This window comes from Bacillus sp. PK6-025, assembly GCF_056530265.1.
Genome location: NZ_CP096509.1, coordinates 1,218,170 through 1,234,567 on the forward strand (window position 1 = coordinate 1,218,170; position 16,398 = coordinate 1,234,567).

Sequence of the window (16,398 nt, forward strand, 5' to 3'; positions counted from 1 at the left end):
CATATCATTCAAGGAACTATTGATTCATATTAGCAGCTGGATTTGCAGTAGAGGAAATCTTCATGTTTCCTCATTGTGAGAAACGCCCTATTTTTCTGAATCTTATTGACATGCCGGTGTCACAAAATATACACTTTTTTTGTCATTGAAAATGATAATCTTTATCAATTGGAGGAATGCTTTCTATGCCTGTACAAACGAGTTCTAAAAATCAAGTGTTTTTGGAGCAGCAAAATAGAAGAGAGTCTAATGCGCGTTCATATCCGAGAAGATTTCCGCTCGCCATGCAAACCGCGGAAGGTGTCTTGGTGACTGATGCGGATGGAAAGCAATATTATGACTGCCTGGCAGGAGCGGGGACGCTTGCGCTTGGTCATAATCATCCAGTTGTGATTGAAGCGATTCAAAAAATGCTTGATGAAAAACGCCCGCTGCACACGCTTGATATCACTTCGGAAATCAAAGAAGAGTTTGTCAGCGAAGTATTTGCAAGCCTTCCTGAGGCGTTTGCCAAACGGGCGAAGATTCAGTTTTGCGGTCCGACCGGCGGCGATGCGATCGAAGCCGCTCTCAAGCTTGTCAAAACGGCAACGGGGAGAAGAACCATCTTGTCGTTTCACGGTGCCTATCATGGTGCAACTCATGGAACGATGGCGCTGAGCGGTAATTTATCTCCAAAGGAAAATGTCCAGGGACTTATGCCTGATGTGCATTTCCTGCCATATCCGTATGAATACCGCTGCCCGTTTGGAAGAGGAGGAGAGGCGAGCCACAAGCTGTCGAGCGCATATATCGAAAATATGCTGGATGATCCGGAAAGCGGAATTTTACAGCCGGCCGGGATGATCTTTGAAGCCGTACAAGGAGAAGGAGGCTCAGTTCCGGCTCGGGCTGAATGGATAAAAGAAATGAGAAGGATCACAAAAGAACGCGGAATCCCTCTAATCATTGATGAAGTGCAGACCGGCATCGGCAGAACCGGAAAAATGTTTGCGTTCGAGCATGCCGGCATTATACCGGATGTCATCGTCCTTTCAAAAGCGATCGGCGGAAGCCTCCCTCTGTCTGTCGTCATCTATGATCAAGACCTTGATCAGTGGGGACCGGGGGCGCATATCGGCACATTCAGAGGGAACCAGATGGCGATGGCGGCTGGAAGTGCAACGTTAAAATATATAAAAGAGCACGATGTACTGTCACATGTAGAAAAAGTCGGCGCGAAGCTCATGCAGGAATTGCAAGACATTCAGGAACACGTTCCTGAAATCGGTGATGTCCGGGGACGGGGGCTGATGATCGGCGCCGAAATTGTCGCACCGCATAAAAAACAAAACGCAAACGGCAGCTATCCGGCTGATGCGGAGCTTGCAAGCGTGATTCAAAGAAAATGCTTTGAAAAAGGACTGATCGTTGAAACGGGAGGACGCCATGGAAGCGTGATCCGCTTCTTGCCGCCGCTCATCGTAACAGAGGCGCAAATCGACGATATCATCACGATCTTCAGAGAGGCCGTCTATGAAGCAGTCAAGTAAACAGAAAAACTTTGATTCCCTGTTTATGTACAACGGCGAACAGGGGATCAAAGCATACCGTGACGCGGCCGAGGCCGCTGTAGAGACGCTGTGGGCCGATTGGAAAAATAAAATGAAGCCCTACAGCGGGAAGATGCCGAATGAATTAAAGCACGAAATTAAAAACTTGTTTTCGTTTAAGGAAGCGGGAGAACCGCTTGCGGATGTTCTCGCTGATCTAAAAGAAGCCTATTTGCCGCACCGGATTCATGTTGAAGATCCAAAATGCGCCGCACACTTGCACTGTCCGCCGCTCATCCCGGCACTCGCTGCAGAGATGCTGATCAGTGTGCTGAATCAGTCGATGGATTCGTTTGATCAAAGCGGAGCGGCTTCATTGATCGAGGAAGAAATGGTGCAGTGGCTTTGCCGAAAGTTCGAGTACGGAAAGGATGCTGACGGAACATTTACGAGCGGAGGCACACAGTCTAATTACATGGGACTTCTGTTGGCCCGCGATGCTTTCTGTGAAAAGCAGTGGAACTGGAACGTACAGAAGGACGGACTGCCGCCGGAAGCGGACAGGCTGCGGATCCTCTGTTCAAAGGATGCTCATTTTACCGTGAAAAAGTCGGCTTCCCAGCTCGGACTTGGAGAGCGCGCCGTCGTACTCGTCGATACAGATGATGAAAAGCGGATGAGCCTTTACGATTTAAAGCGAAAAACAACGCTGCTTGAGGAATCGGGCTTACATCCATTTGCGATTGTTGCCACATGCGGTACGACGGACTTCGGAAGCATCGATCCGCTTTCCGAGCTTGCGGATGCCGCGCATGCCGGCGGGCTTTGGCTTCACGTTGATGCCGCGTATGGAGGGGCGTTGATTTTGAGCAGAACCCGCCGCTATAAATTGGCCGGTATCGACAGGGCCGACTCCATCAGCGTCGACTTCCACAAGCAGTTTTATCAGCCGGTCAGCTGCGGCGCTTTTCTTGTCAAAGACAGAAGGCATTTCCGCTTGATTGGTTATCATGCCGATTATTTAAATCCTGAAGAGGATGAAGCGGAGGGAATCGTTCATCTCGTCAATAAATCGATTCAGACGACGAGGCGCTTTGACGCTTTAAAGCTGTTTGTCTCGCTGCGTGTGCTTGGAGTAGATACATTCGCAGAGATGATTGACTGGACATTCGCATTGGCCGAAGCGACAGCGGAAAAAATCTCAGCAAGCGATCGGTTCGAACTGCTAAATCCGCACCCTGAACTGAACGCTGTCGTCTTCCGCTACCTCGCCTCAGAAGACGACGCAGAGAACGACCGTTTGAATAAATGTATCCACAGAGAATTGTTCAGAACGGGACAGGCGGTGATCGCCAAGACGGCAGCAGCCGGGAAAACGTATTTAAAATTCACGCTGCTGAATCCGCGGACGACGCTTTCGGATCTTGACGACATTCTCGGCAGGATTCAAGAGCTGGCAAGTCTTTATACGAATAGCAGGAGGGTAACAAGATGAGTTCATTTAAAGAAATAGCAGAAAACGCTACGATTCAAAGTTTTTTAAATTGCTATTTGCGTGAAACCGGCATCAAAACCCGTGAGATCGCGGACGGCTCTCAAAAAACGCTGATTGTTCCGCTAAAACGCCAGCAAATCGAGCTGATCGTTCCGATCAAGTACTGGTCGAAGACGGGAAGGCACCTTTTCTCATTTCCGCTTTACTATCAAACAACCCAAAACAAGCCGCTTCCGCTCGACTATGTCACGCTCGTCTCCCTCGCTTCAAAAGAATTGCTTCTTCAGCAAAACCGCGGGGGTGCCGAGGATGAATTCTTGCTCAGAGTCATTTTGAGCTGCCGCAATATCAGCCGTTATGTGGAAGAACGGGCCGGTGATCAAAATGAGCTTAGCCGCGCTGATTTTACGTTTATCGAAGCGGAGCAGTCGCTCTTGCTCGGTCATCTGATGCACCCGACGCCAAAAAGCAGGCAGGGCATGAAACCTGAAGAGGAAAACATTTTCTCACCTGAATTGAAAGGGGAGTTTCAGCTTCATTACTTTAAGGCGCATGCCTCGCTCGTTTTGCACGATTCAAGTACAGGAACAAAAGCGCCGCTAGTCATACAAGAGGAATTGAGAAACGACCCGATGATTGATAATGCGTGGCTAGACGAGCAAACGGCCGATCCGGATTTTGCGCTTCTTCCCGCACACCCGCTCCAGGCGAGAGCTTTGCTGGAGGAGCCGTATGTTCAAAAATTGATCGATCAAGGTCTCCTTACATATCTCGGTGCAAAGGGCAGGACGTTCACGGCGACATCCTCCGTCCGCACGGTTTACAGCAAGCACTCGCGCTATATGTACAAATTCTCAGTCCCGATCAAAATCACGAATTCGCTTCGTGTGAACAAGCAGAAAGAATTGGACAGAGGTGTTGAAATGGCCCGGCTGCTTCAGACAGAACTCGGTCAAAGGTTAAAACAGGAGTTTCCGGGCTTTCGCGTTATCACAGATCCTGCCTACATCTCGATTCGGGGGGAGAACGGGGAGTCCGGCTTTGAAGTCGTGATCAGGGAGAATCCGTTTTATGAAGACGACCGTTCTGCATGTCTGGTCGCCGGGCTTTGCCAAGATCACGCCTTCGGGAAAGAGTCACGGCTGTCCTCTGTGATCCGCGGGCTGGCGTTAAAAGAAGGGCGGACAACGGAAGAAGTGAGCATTGATTGGTTTGACAAATATTTATCCATTTCGCTAGAGCCTGTTTTATGGCTGTTTGAAACATACGGGCTGGCGATTGAAGCGCACCAGCAAAACGCCGTTATCCGCTTAAAAAACGGCTATCCGGAGACGTTTTACTACAGGGATAATCAAGGCTATTACTACAGCGAATCAAAAGCCGGGATTCTTTCCAAGCTGATCGAAGACTTGAGCGAAAGGAGCGAGACGATCTGCACGGACGGCGTGGCTGTTGAGAGACTGCGCTATTATTTCTTCTTCAACCATCTGTTTGGGCTGGTGAACGGGTTTGGCTGCGAAGGGCTGATCCGGGAAGAAACGCTCCTGTCCATGATCAGAGAGCGGCTTGAAAAAGCGGAACACATTTACGGCATCACTGAGTTGACGGACAGCCTGCTTCGGTTTTCGGAGCTTCCGTGCAAGGCCAATCTGCTGACGAGATTTTACGACATGGATGAGCTGACGGGCTCGCTTGAAACCCAGTCTCGCTATACGTCTGTCGGCAATCCGCTGTTAAAGGAGGCGGCGGCCGTCCAATGAATGACCGGATCACATTTCAAAAAGCGGACTATGCAAGAGACGTATCGCTCGTCTATCGCTGGATGCAGGAGGAGCACGTCATCCCGTTTTGGCATTTAAACATGCCGTTTGCAAAATTTGAAGACCATTTTCACAAGGCCATCACAGACCCCCACCAAACGCTGTACATCGGCTCTATCGACGGTGTGCCCATGAGCTACTGGGAGTCGTACTGGGTCAAGGGGGACGTCATTGAACACCACTTTGACAATGAACCTTTTGACCAGGGCATCCACCTGTTGATCGGAGAAAAAGAGTACTTGGGAAAAGGGCTGGCCCTTCCGCTTTTAAAAGCGATGGTCTGTATGCAATTTGCCGAGCCTAACACAAAAAAGGTCATCGCAGAGCCGGATATCCGCAACAAAAAAATGATTCATGTTTTTGAAAAATGCGGGTTTCGCCCGATTAAACCTGTGAATCTCCCTGATAAAACCGGATTATTGATGTTTTGCGAACGAGAACGTTTTTTTGAAAAGGGGAAAAAAGATGAACTCTACAAAGAGAGCCACTGATGTATATGATGTCATCGGCGTCGGCATCGGGCCGTTTAACCTCGGTCTTGCCGCATTAGCCGATTCCGTGCCTGAGATTAATGCGCTGTTTTTTGAACGAAATGAAAGCTTTAACTGGCATCCCGGCATGCTGATTGAAGGGACGACACTGCAGGTGCCGTTTTTGGCCGACTTGGTGAGCATGGCCGATGTGACAAGCGAATACAGCTTTTTAAACTATCTCCAGCAGCATAACCGTCTGTATTCTTTTTATTTTCTGGAAGACTTTCATATTCCGAGAAAGGAATACAACCACTACTGCCGCTGGGTGGCAGAACAGCTTGACTCGTGCCGCTTCGGGATGAATGTTGAAAGCATATCGCTCATTGAATCGAATCCGGAGGCGCTTTTTAAAGTGCGGGTCGTGAATCGGGAAAACGGCGGGGAAGCCGTTTATTACACGAGGCATGTTGCGCTTGGCATTGGGACGGGCCCGCACGTTCCCGAAACGCTCTCAGACGCTTTGGGAGGCTCGGTGTTCCATTCAGCTGAGTATTTAATGAGAAAGCCCGACGGATTTAAAGGGAAAAGGGTGGCCGTCGTCGGCTCCGGTCAAAGCGCAGCCGAGGTGTTTTATGACCTCGTCGGTGAAGATGAAGCGGAGCATGTCAGCTGGCTCACCCGCTCAAAAGGCTTCTTCCCGATGGAATATTCGAACCTCGGGCTCGAATATTTTTCGCCTGATTATATCGATTTTTTCTATCAGCTTCCACAGTGGAAAAAAGATGAATTGCTAACGCAGCAGGATCTCCTTTATAAAGGAATCAGCGCGAAGACGATCAGCGATATTTATCATCTTCTGTATGAGCGGACCTGCGGAGGGCGGGAAGCGGCTTTTGATCTTCAGTCCATGACAGAAGTCAAGCAGATCGAACAGCATGGAGAAACGCTGATTCTGCACTGCGCAAACCGGGTGAATGAAGAACGGTTTGAGCGGCAGGCAGATGTGGTCGTCCTGGCGACGGGCTATAAAGAGAGGCTGCCGGAGTGTCTGGCACCTGTTGACAGCCTGATTGAAAAGGACGCGGGCGGCCGCTATGTCATTACGCGCGACTATAGACTGGTGACAGCTGCAACATCAAAAAACCATATTTTCGTTCAAAACGGAGAGCTGCACACGCACGGCGTCGGAGCGCCTGACCTGGGACTCGGCGCTTACCGGAACTCGGTGATCATCAATCAGCTAGCCGGGAGAGAAGTATACAACGTCAGCCACAAAACGGTTTTCCAGACATTCGGAACAGGAATCACCGAAAAAACCGCGGTGCCAAACGGCTAATAAAGGAGGCATTTTCATGTTGTTTCAAGATGAATTAAAGAGGGTCCTCAATCCGGACAGGTGGACAGAAGTCAATCGGCGATTACTGGCGAAGATGCTTTCTGAGTATATGTATGAGGATATCATCAAGCCCGATTTCATTGAAACTGAAGACGGCATCAACCGGTATGAGCTGAGAACGGCGGAGGATAAGGTGTACCGGTTTACCGCCAAACCCCGCATGTTTGACAGTTTTGACGCGATGCCGGAGACGATTGAAGTCTTCAAGAGCGGACAATGGACAAAACAAGTGAGCGCGATTGAATTTCTCCTCGATATCCAGCCGCATATCCCGATGAGTCCGGAAACAGCGGGGCATTTGATCAAAGAGTTCAACCATACGATGCTGGCGGATGCTCATCTTTTGGCAAAGGATGCGCTTACGGCTGACGAGCTGACCGAAGCCGATTATGCCGTCATTGAAGGCGAGATGACAGGCCATCCGTGGATCGTCTACAACAAAGGAAGAATCGGTTTTGGCTATGATGACTACCTCCGGTTTGCACCGGAAAATCAGAGAGCCGAACGGCTGCTGTGGATCGCTGTACACAAAGAGACCGCGTCATTCCACTCAGTTGAAGGACTCGATTATGAAACGCTGATTCATAAAGAGCTTGATGAGCTGACTTTAAGGCAGTTCGCTAAAGTGATAGAAAAGCAGGACGCAGCCAGTGAAGACTATTATTATCTGCCCGTCCACAAATGGCAGTGGACAAATACGATCATTCAGCAGTTTCCGGAAGAAATTGCTTCAAAAGCGATCATTCCTTTAGGGGAAGGCGGAGACGAGTACCTGCCGCAGCAGTCGATCAGGACCTTTACAAACATCACAAACAAACACAAGCATCATATTAAACTGCCGATGAGCATTTTAAATACGCTTGTATATAGAGGACTGCCGTCGGAGCGGACGGTGATCGCGCCGAGAATTACTGAGCATATTAAAGGGATCGCCGAAAACGACGCATTTCTAAAAGATGAATGCAGGGTGATCCTGCCGGGCGAAAATGCCAGTCTGAACGTTGATCACCAATACTATCATGCTCTTGAAAAAGCCCCGTATCAATATTTGGAAATGCTCGGCGCTATTTTCAGAGAAAGCATTTATACGTATTTGGAAGATGGAGAGCAGCCTGTTACGCTCGCTTCTTTAACATACATTGATCAAGGCGGCGTACCGTTTATCAGGCGCCTGATCGAAAAGTCGGGGCTGTCAGCGGAGGAGTGGATCGGAAAGCTATTTAACACCGTGATGCCGCCGCTTCTGCATTTCATGTACCGCTACGGAACCGTATTTTCGCCGCACGGACAAAATACGATTCTCGTCTTAAAAGATCATCAGCCGCACAGGCTGGCGATTAAAGATTTTGTAGATGACGTCAATATCAGCGACCAGCCGCTTCCTGAACTGAGCGGTTTGAAAGAAGATTTAAAAGCCGTTCTCAGAAGCGAGCCGCCGGAAGGGCTTGTGCAGTTTATCTTTACAGGGCTTTTCATTTGCCATTTGCGCTATGTGGCTAACATTTTGGAAAATGACGGTCTGCTTCCTGAAAAGCGCCTGTGGAAAGCTTTGGCTGATGCGATTTTGGATTATCAGCAGAGATTCCCTGAACTGCATGAGCGCTTCGAATTGTTCGACTTATTCAAGCCGGAATTGACGAAGCTCTGCCTCAACAGAAACCGGATGGTCGACTACGGCTATAAGGACGGAGATGACCGCCCGCACGCCTCTGAATTCGGAAAAGTGACAAACGCGCTTGCGCAATTTAAAAAAGAGGCCGCAAAGCTGTAATGCTCATGCGGCCGAGAATGCCCCGCTTCCGGCGGGGTTTTTTATGTCAATTTCTTATACATCAAAATATGAGGTCCGATCGGCGGTATATCGTAGACCCCGCCTTGTTCGCTGAAGCCGAGCTTTTTATAGTACCCGCTCACTGATGTCCTGGCGTTGCACCATAAAAGGTCTGCGCCTTTTTTCCGAAGACGCTCTTCGGCATGGCGGATAAGCGTACTGCCCGCTTTTTGCTCGCGGTACCCTTCAAGTGTCGCCATCCCTCTCAGCTGAAACTGTTTTTGGCCTTCAAGCTCTGAATGTTCGGCTTGATGAAAGGAGGCGATGCTGATCAGCCTGTCCCGATAATATCCGCCGAGGTGAAACGTGCCTCCGAGCAAATCGGTTTCATACCTGCATGCTTCCAGCGGCTGATTCGGCCGGAGAATGCGGTGCCTGATCTCATACGTATCTTCCGCGTTTATAGGTTTGACTTCAATCATATGATTCCTCCTTCAGTTGCAGTTCAGATAAGGGCGAACGAAATTCCGCGTGCTGCTATAAATCATGACTGTCATTCCATTATATAACGCTGGCGGAAACGATCAAAGCAGGATAAACACCTTCACCTGATCTGCCTTTAAAGAATCATTTCCCCCGGGAGACGATCCCTAATCCCTATATCGTAAATGGCGGAATATACCGTCCGTCCACGTCTGTAAACTGATATTCTTTGGCTAAATCACCAACTCTTAACGCACGTCCGCTTTTCTCCATCACATCCGGATCTTTGGCCAATGCTGTGATTCCGCGTCCGACATAATAAGGCGTTTCGGTTTTCCTTAAATCTTCTGACTCCTGCCAATGCGCCTCATCTGATTCATGGTGCTTCAGCACAAGTTCGGTTCTCATAAATCCCGGCGAAACGGCAAGAACGGCAATGTTGTCCCGTTTTAATTCCAATGAAAGACCGTACGCCATCCGGACGATTGCGTTCTTGGCCAAATCGTAATAAAACTGTCCGGTGTATTTGTTCTCATCCCAAAAGGTCGTATGAATGATAAGAGCTTGTTTATTTTCGCGAAGGAGCGGCACGGCGAAGTGGTTCGTCGCCAGCTGGGCGCGCACCCCTGCGGTGAACATCGTATCCCAATTTTTTAATGACAATTCCCAAAAAGGCTTTGCCTCGACACCCAGATCGTGCGCACCCCATACATTGTTGATCAGGATATCCAGTTTTCCTTGTTCTTCGCGAATTTTAGCGATGACAGCCTCTGTTTCTGAATCGTTCGTATGATCACATCTTACAGCAATACCCTTTCCGCCGGAAGCTTCAATTTGTGACACGGTGTCATCAATTGTACCGGGCCATTGATTCGTGGAAGCCCCCCTGATGCTGCGGCCTGTCATATACACGGTTGCACCGGCTTTTCCAAGTTCGACAGCGATGGCGCGGCCGGCGCCTCTGCTGCCACCTGTTACGAGAGCGATTTTTCCTTTCAGCGGTTTCATTCATCCCATTCCTTTCATTATAAAAGATATGCTCATTATAAAAGCTGAATCTTGACAACCATTGTCATATTTTATTAAATAAGTTCATCCATTGATAAAAAAAGGTGGTCATATGAGAGGAGATCGACTGATATCTATTCTTTTAATGCTTCAGGCGCAGGGACAAATGACGGCGAAAGAATTAGCGGAAAGGCTGGAAGTCTCGGAGCGGACGATTTACAGAGATATGGAAGCGTTAAGCGGAGCTGGAATTCCCGTTGTGGCCGAGCGCGGGATTAACGGAGGCTGGTCATTGCTTGATGATTACCAAACCACTTTAACCGGTTTAAAAGAATCTGAAATACGCGCATTATTTGTCCCGCTTTCTGAACAATTGCTGGACGACCTCGGTTTAACCCGCATATCCGAAGAAGCCCGAAATAAACTGATAGCCTCGCTGCCTTCTGTACATCGTCAAAACGCAAAAGACGTATGGAACCGAATATATATTGATACCCGTGCATGGCGCCATAAGAAAGAAAAAGCAGCATCCTTTGAAGTGCTGAAAGATGCCATATGGAAAGATCAAAAATTAAAAATCGTTTATCAGCGGGCAGATGGACAAACAGCTGATCGAATCGTAGCACCGCTTGGACTGGTAGCTAAAGGGTCAAACTGGTATCTGATTGCATCTAAAGAAAATGGGGAGATTCGAAATTACAGGGCTTCACGCATTCAATCTGCCATTCCTGTCCGCGAAACATTTGAAAGGCCCGAAAACTTTGATATTGCTCACGTATGGCAGTCTTCAACAAAGGAATTTATCGAAAGGCTGCCGACGTATGAAGTACGGGTGAAGGCGGCGCAGGCCATCTTGCCGAGGCTGTCATTTACCAATTATTTTGTGCGGATCATCAAAACAAATGAGGTCGATCAGGAGGGGTGGATACCCGTTACATTATCTTTTGATACGGAAGAAGAAGCGAAAAGGTATATACTCGGATTCGCAGAGCACATAAGGATTATTGAACCTAAAGAACTGCACGGGAAGATACTCAACATGGCCGAATCTATTGTTGCTCATTATAAATCCTGAAATATTCGCGGCATATGTTACGAACATACAAGATGACCCTGCCGGCCGCAAACGGCAGGCAGGGTCTTTGGGTTAATGAACATTGAAATATCTGGCTTCCGGATGGGAGACAACGATCGCTGATACGGAAGCTTCGGGCTCCATCATAAAGCCTTCTGTTAAGTGCACGCCGATTCCTTCGGGCTGGATGAGTCTGAAGAGTTTTTCCTGATCTTCGAGATTCGGACAGGCCGGGTAGCCGAAGGAATAGCGCTGTCCCTGGTATTTCGCCTGAAAACGCTGTTCCATCGTGAAGTCTGGTGCATCAGGGAAGCCCCAGCGGTCGCGGATAACCTGGTGCGTCCGTTCGGCGAGTCCTTCGGCCAGCTCAAGAGCGAGCGCTTGTACCGCATGACTTTTCAAGTAGTCGCCTTCCTCCTTAAAGCGGTTGGCGGCTGCTCTTACATGTCTGCCCGCTGTCACGGCAAAGAACGAGACATAATCAAGCTCTCCTTTCGGTCGGACATAATCGGAAATACAGCGGTACGGAAGCTTTTCCTGCCTAGGAAAAACAAACGTTTCAAGGATGCTGTCTTTGTTCCCGGGGTCTAAAATATGGAGCGAATCCCCGTCGCTGTACGCGGGGAAAAATTGATATACGACCGCGGGGTCGAACCAGCCGTGCTCTTTCCCGTCTCTCAGCAACTCGTCAATCAGCTCTTTCAGCTCCAGTGCTTTCGGATGCTGTTCAGCCAGGAGTTTTTTGACTTTTCCTTTCAAGCCGAGGTGATGGCCGAGCAGCATTTGTTCATTGACATACGGCACGATATAGGAAAGGTCGATATTTTTCAAATAGTGCCGCTTCAAGTCTTCCGGCTGAAAGACCGGCGCCTGCGGAACGTGCGCCCGTTTTTCAAGCATTTCAATCACGGCTTTCGTCTGCTTTTTCTCCGCGACGGCGGCGGGTGCAGCAGCTTCTTTTTTCTCGAGAAACTGCGACGGGTCCGTCCGCAGCTGATTGGCGAGCGATAAGCCGTCCATGGCGTCCTTCGCGTATAAAACCGGCCCTTTATATTCAGGCGAAATTTTCATGTTTGTGAACTTTCTTGAAAGAGCGGCCCCGCCGACCATAATCGGGATGGAAATATCCGCTTTGTCGAGGTCCTGCGCTGTAACGACCATTTGCTGCGCCGATTTGACGAGCAGGCCGGACAGACCGATGATATCGGGATTCTCTTTGCGGACCGCTTCAATTAATTCCTGCGGTGTCACTTTAATCCCAAGATCGACAACCTTGTAGCCGTTGTTGCTTAAAATGATGTCGACTAAGTTTTTGCCGATATCATGGACATCGCCTTTAACGGTTGCCAAAACGATCTTTCCTTTGCCGCTGTCGTCTTTCTTTTCCATATACTGTTCGAGAAAGGAAACGGCAGCTTTCATGACTTCTGCCGACTGCAGCACTTCAGCGACAATCAGCTCATTGTTGTTAAACAGCCGTCCGACCTCCGCCATGCCATCCATAAGCGGACCGTTGATCACGTCGAGCGGGGCGGCAAATTTTTTCAACGCTTGTTCGAGATCGGGAATCAAGCCTTCTTTTGTACCCTCGATGACGTACTCAGCCAAGCGCTCTTCCAGGGAAAGAGATGTTTTCGGCTGTTTGTCCGTTTTTTTCTTTCCGCGGTAGAAGTCAGTGAAGGATGCGAGCGTTTTGTCATCAGTGTGAAACAGAAGTTTTTCAGCCATTTCGACTTCTTCTTTAGGAATGGAAGCGAACCGCTCAAGCTTTTCCGTATTGACGATCGCGTAATCAAGCCCGGCCTGTGTTGCGTGGTACAAGAATACAGCATTTAAGATTTCCCGGCCGACGGGCGGAAGACCGAATGAGACGTTGCTGACGCCGAGAATCGTTAAACATTCAGGGAGCCGCTCTTTGATGAGGCGGATGCCTTCGATCGTTTCTTTAGCTGAGCCGATGTATTGTTCATCACCTGTTCCGACAGGGAAGACGAGCGGATCGAAGATGATATCGCTGGCCGGTATTCCGTACTTTTCGGTGAGCAGCTGATGCGACCTGACGGCGACGGCCAGCTTCTTTTCCGCGGTGACCGCCATTCCCTCTTCATCGATCGTGCCGACGACGAGTGCCCCTCCGAACTGTTTGACGAGCGGGAGGATGTCAGCGAACCGTTCTTCGCCGTCTTCAAGGTTGATCGAATTGATGATCGCTTTTCCCTGTGAGTATTTCAGCGCCTTTTCAATCACCGTTTTGTCCGTCGAGTCGATGACAAACGGGGCTTTTACTTTTTTCATCGCTTCTTTTAAGAAGCCTTCCATATCTTCCGCTTCATCGCGGTCCGGGTCTGCAAGGCAGATGTCGATGACATGGGCGCCGTTTTTCACTTGGGCTCTCGCGATTTCGGATGCTTCCTCAAATTTCTGTTCAGCGATCAGCCGCTTGAATTTTCTCGATCCGATGACATTTGTCCGCTCCCCGACAAAAAGGGGACGCATCGTTTCTTCATAAATTAGTCCGTCGATCCCTGAGACGGTGTGCGGCTTTTTTTCCGAAGGGACCGTCCGCGGCGGCAGCGAGGCTACTTCATCGGCCAGCGCTTCAATATGGGCGGGCGTCGTTCCGCAGCAGCCGCCGACAATGTTCAGCCAGCCTTCTTCTGCAAACGCCTTGATTTTTTTCGCGAGCGATTGCGGTGATTCATGGTATTGTCCCTCCTCATCGGGGAGGCCGGCATTCGGATAGCAGCTGACGGCCGTCCTCGCAAGGGAAGAAAGGGTTCTGATGTGATCTGTCATAAATTCCGGGCCCGTCGCGCAATTTAAACCGACGCTGACCGGCTTCATATGCTCGAGTGAGATATAGAACGATTCGATATCCTGGCCGGCCAGTGTCGTGCCCATCGGTTCGATCGTGCCTGATACCATGAGGGGAAGGGTTTTGCCGGTTTTTTCGAAGGCTTGTCTGATACCGATAAAGCCCGCTTTAACGTTCAGCATATCCTGGCTCGTTTCGAGCAGCAAGAGGTCGGCTCCCCCTGTGATCAGCGCTCTTGCCTGTTCCTCGTAATTATCGATCAGCTCGTCAAAGGTCGTGCCGCCGGTGACGGAAAGGGTTTTTGTCGTCGGACCCATCGCGCCGGCGACAAACCTTGGCCATTCAGGTGTGGAAAACTTTTCGGCGGCCGCTTTGGCGAGTTTGACTGAAGCGAGGTTGACTTCATAGGCGCGCTGCCCGAGGTCGTACTCGTCCAGAACGAGCCGTGTGGCTCCGAATGTATTGGTTTCGATGATATCGGCTTTAGCGGCCAGATAGGCTTCGTGGATGCCCTGAATGATATGAGGTGCCGTGATGCTTAGAAATTCATTGCACCCTTCATAGGCCTCGCCGCCGAAGTCAGCGGCGGACAAACCGGCATTCTGGATCATCGTTCCCATCGCACCGTCAAGGACGAGGATTTTTTTCTTCAGCTGGTCATTGATGTTAAACATTTGTTTTCTCCTTTTCTTTCTGGTGGATATATGCCGTCAGTTCGGCGGTTAAATCAGACCGCAAAAACGGTGTGATCAGATAAATGCCGTTGAACAGGTCGCACGCCGCATCAAGCAGGGAGCGGGCGATCGCGAGCCCTTCCTCGGCCTGTTTTTGTTTGTCATTTCCCGCCAGCGCCATCTTTTCGCGGATTGAATCGGACAGTTTGATGCCGGGGATTTCGTTGTGGATGAATTCCGCGTTGCGGCTGCTGGTCAGCGGCATGACGCCGATATAGATCGGTGTTTCAAGATGCTTTGTTTCTTCGTGGATTTTGATGAGCTGCTCCTCTGAATAGACAGGCTGGGAAATGAAATAGTCTGCGCCGCAGGCGATTTTTTTCTCAAGCCGTTTCACCGCTTTGTCAATGTGTCTGACATTCGGATTGAAGGCGGCCGACACTGAGAAATTTGTTTTCTTGCCGAGCGGTTTACCTGAATATGACAAGCCTTCGTTGAACTGCTTGATCAGGCTGATCAAATCGAACGATGTCAGATCATAGACGGAAGTCGCTCCCGGAAAGTCGCCGATTTTCGACGGATCGCCGGTAATCGCCAGCACGTCTGACAGCCCCAGTGTATCGAGCCCCATTAGATGGGACTGCAGGCCGATCAGGTTGCGGTCTCTGCATGTAATATGGATCAGCGACCTCATATCGAGGCGCTGTTTTAAGAGCGCGCCGCAGGCGACATTGCTGATCCTCGGTGTGGCAAGCGAGTTGTCCGCCAATGTCAGTGCATCGATTCCGGCTGATTGAAGCTCTTTAGCGGCGTGCAAAAATTTCTCAAAGTTTAATTGTTTTGGAGGATCGAGTTCGACGATAATGGACCGTTTTTGCTTGGCCAGATCGTCGAGAACGGGCTCTGTCCTTTCGTTTTGAACAGCAAGCGCCGCTTTCTTTCTGATTTTCACGTGCTTTTCGGTGACTGGAGGAAGCCCTTTGACCGCCTCAGCCATCGCCCTGATGTGGTTCGGCGTGGTTCCGCAGCAGCCGCCAATGATCCGTGCGCCTTGATTGCGGAATTCCTCCGCGCTTTCCCTGAAATATTCATCATCTGTCTCATAAACAAGCCTGCCTTCGACAAGGGATGGGAGGCTGCTGTTCGGATAGACGGAAAGATAGGCGTCTTCTAAAAGCGGGACTTCTTCAAGCGCTCTGATCATATGATAAGGGCCGAGGCGGCAGTTGATGCCAACGACGTCTGCGCCGAGGGATGCCAGCTGCTTCAGGCCGTCCGCAAGCGGGGTTCCGTCCTGAAGAACGCCCTCTTCGTGCATTGAGACATTCAAAATGATCGGCAGCTCTGTTTCCTTTCTGGCAATCTTTAAAACTTCGCGCGCTTCTTCTAAATCATAATAGGTTTCGAGCAGAAGTCCGTCCGACTGCTCATTTAACAGAAGATAGAGCTGTTCGCGGAAGCTTCTTTTAATGTCCTCGAGAGAATACGAGTTTTTGTTGAACGTCCGGATTCCGCCGAGCGTACCGAGAACATAAGCAGAACCGGCGGCGGAGCGGGCGAGACGGACCGCTTTTTCGTTGATTTGTTTTGTTTCGTCTTCGAGCCCGTATCTGGACAGCTTAATGAAGTTTGCGCCGTACGTGTTCGTTTGAATAATATCGGCGCCGGCCTGTACATACGCTTCGTGGACGCGTCTCACTTCTTCGGGCTTGGAGATGTTCAGTTCCTCAAAACACCTGTCGATCCCGTAGGAATACAGAAGTGTGCCCATTGCGCCGTCCGCGATTAACGTTTTGCTTTTTATATCCTCCAAAAAACCCATCGTTTTCCCCCTTAAGCATTTTTGATAAACAAAA

Annotated in this window: 11 protein-coding genes; 7 read left to right on the forward strand and 4 right to left on the reverse strand. The window is 49.8% G+C overall.

Translation table 11 applies throughout. From position 1 onward, the window contains the following. Positions 1-185 precede the first annotated feature (185 nt). The 6 genes from M1D67_RS06150 to M1D67_RS06175 are packed head-to-tail and all read left to right on the forward strand — an operon-like array spanning position 186 to position 8,487. Positions 186-1,532 (forward strand): aspartate aminotransferase family protein, encoded by a 1,347-nt coding sequence (locus tag M1D67_RS06150; protein ID WP_035338991.1) that lies wholly within the window; start codon positions 186-188, stop codon positions 1,530-1,532. Further along, entirely contained in the window at positions 1,516-3,027 is a 1,512-nt protein-coding gene (locus M1D67_RS06155) for a pyridoxal phosphate-dependent decarboxylase family protein (RefSeq protein ID WP_479831669.1), read from the forward strand. The genes M1D67_RS06150 and M1D67_RS06155 overlap by 17 nt, the downstream gene beginning before the upstream one ends. Continuing rightward, entirely contained in the window at positions 3,024-4,787 is a 1,764-nt protein-coding gene (locus M1D67_RS06160) for an IucA/IucC family protein (protein ID WP_144497770.1), read from the forward strand. The genes M1D67_RS06155 and M1D67_RS06160 overlap by 4 nt, the downstream gene beginning before the upstream one ends. After that, positions 4,784-5,338 carry a GNAT family N-acetyltransferase gene (locus M1D67_RS06165; protein ID WP_144497771.1) on the forward strand — a complete coding sequence of 185 codons (555 nt, stop codon included), beginning with the start codon at positions 4,784-4,786 and terminating at the stop codon, positions 5,336-5,338. Before M1D67_RS06160 ends, M1D67_RS06165 begins: the two co-directional genes overlap by 4 nt. Continuing rightward, positions 5,313-6,656, forward strand: coding sequence for a lysine N(6)-hydroxylase/L-ornithine N(5)-oxygenase family protein (locus M1D67_RS06170; RefSeq protein ID WP_020450901.1), 1,344 nt, complete (start codon positions 5,313-5,315; stop codon positions 6,654-6,656). The genes M1D67_RS06165 and M1D67_RS06170 overlap by 26 nt, the downstream gene beginning before the upstream one ends. Before the next feature lie 16 nt (positions 6,657-6,672). Next, positions 6,673-8,487, forward strand: coding sequence for an IucA/IucC family protein (locus M1D67_RS06175; protein ID WP_479831670.1), 1,815 nt, complete (start codon positions 6,673-6,675; stop codon positions 8,485-8,487). 41 nt (positions 8,488-8,528) lie between these two features. Here the strand turns inward: M1D67_RS06175 and M1D67_RS06180 are convergent, their stop codons facing one another. Both M1D67_RS06180 and M1D67_RS06185 read right to left on the reverse strand, forming a co-directional pair. Continuing rightward, the gene (locus M1D67_RS06180) at positions 8,529-8,969 is read right to left on the reverse strand and encodes a GNAT family N-acetyltransferase (protein ID WP_479831671.1); all 441 of its coding nucleotides are present in this window, start codon (positions 8,967-8,969) and stop codon (positions 8,529-8,531) included. Between the two features lie 175 nt (positions 8,970-9,144). After that, positions 9,145-9,978: a dehydrogenase/reductase SDR family member 1 gene (locus tag M1D67_RS06185; RefSeq protein WP_197407243.1), complete on the reverse strand. Its 834-nt coding sequence runs from the start codon at positions 9,976-9,978 to the stop codon at positions 9,145-9,147. Positions 9,979-10,090: 112 nt separating this feature from the next. Here M1D67_RS06185 and M1D67_RS06190 point away from each other — a divergent pair, with 112 nt between their 5' ends. Continuing rightward, a complete protein-coding gene (locus M1D67_RS06190; protein WP_479831672.1) occupies positions 10,091-11,053 on the forward strand; it encodes a helix-turn-helix transcriptional regulator in 963 nt (320 codons plus the stop codon). A 72-nt stretch (positions 11,054-11,125) separates the two neighbouring features. Here the strand turns inward: M1D67_RS06190 and metH are convergent, their stop codons facing one another. Then, positions 11,126-14,542, reverse strand: coding sequence for a methionine synthase (gene metH, locus M1D67_RS06195; RefSeq protein ID WP_479831673.1), 3,417 nt, complete (start codon positions 14,540-14,542; stop codon positions 11,126-11,128). Beyond that, the gene (locus M1D67_RS06200; RefSeq protein WP_224145940.1) at positions 14,535-16,364 is read right to left on the reverse strand and encodes a bifunctional homocysteine S-methyltransferase/methylenetetrahydrofolate reductase; all 1,830 of its coding nucleotides are present in this window, start codon (positions 16,362-16,364) and stop codon (positions 14,535-14,537) included. The genes metH and M1D67_RS06200 overlap by 8 nt, the downstream gene beginning before the upstream one ends. Positions 16,365-16,398: the final 34 nt, after the last annotated feature.

Coding starts and splice junctions, on each gene's coding strand:
- M1D67_RS06150 (WP_035338991.1), top strand. CDS start 186: ATGCCTGTACAAACGAGTTCTAAAAATCAAGTGTTTTTGGAGCAGCAA.
- M1D67_RS06185 (WP_197407243.1), bottom strand. CDS start 9,978: ATGAAACCGCTGAAAGGAAAAATCGCTCTCGTAACAGGTGGCAGCAGA.
- M1D67_RS06165 (WP_144497771.1), top strand. CDS start 4,784: ATGAATGACCGGATCACATTTCAAAAAGCGGACTATGCAAGAGACGTA.
- M1D67_RS06160 (WP_144497770.1), top strand. CDS start 3,024: ATGAGTTCATTTAAAGAAATAGCAGAAAACGCTACGATTCAAAGTTTT.
- metH (WP_479831673.1), bottom strand. CDS start 14,542: ATGTTTAACATCAATGACCAGCTGAAGAAAAAAATCCTCGTCCTTGAC.
- M1D67_RS06175 (WP_479831670.1), top strand. CDS start 6,673: ATGTTGTTTCAAGATGAATTAAAGAGGGTCCTCAATCCGGACAGGTGG.
- M1D67_RS06155 (WP_479831669.1), top strand. CDS start 1,516: ATGAAGCAGTCAAGTAAACAGAAAAACTTTGATTCCCTGTTTATGTAC.
- M1D67_RS06200 (WP_224145940.1), bottom strand. CDS start 16,364: ATGGGTTTTTTGGAGGATATAAAAAGCAAAACGTTAATCGCGGACGGC.
- M1D67_RS06170 (WP_020450901.1), top strand. CDS start 5,313: ATGAACTCTACAAAGAGAGCCACTGATGTATATGATGTCATCGGCGTC.
- M1D67_RS06190 (WP_479831672.1), top strand. CDS start 10,091: ATGAGAGGAGATCGACTGATATCTATTCTTTTAATGCTTCAGGCGCAG.
- M1D67_RS06180 (WP_479831671.1), bottom strand. CDS start 8,969: ATGATTGAAGTCAAACCTATAAACGCGGAAGATACGTATGAGATCAGG.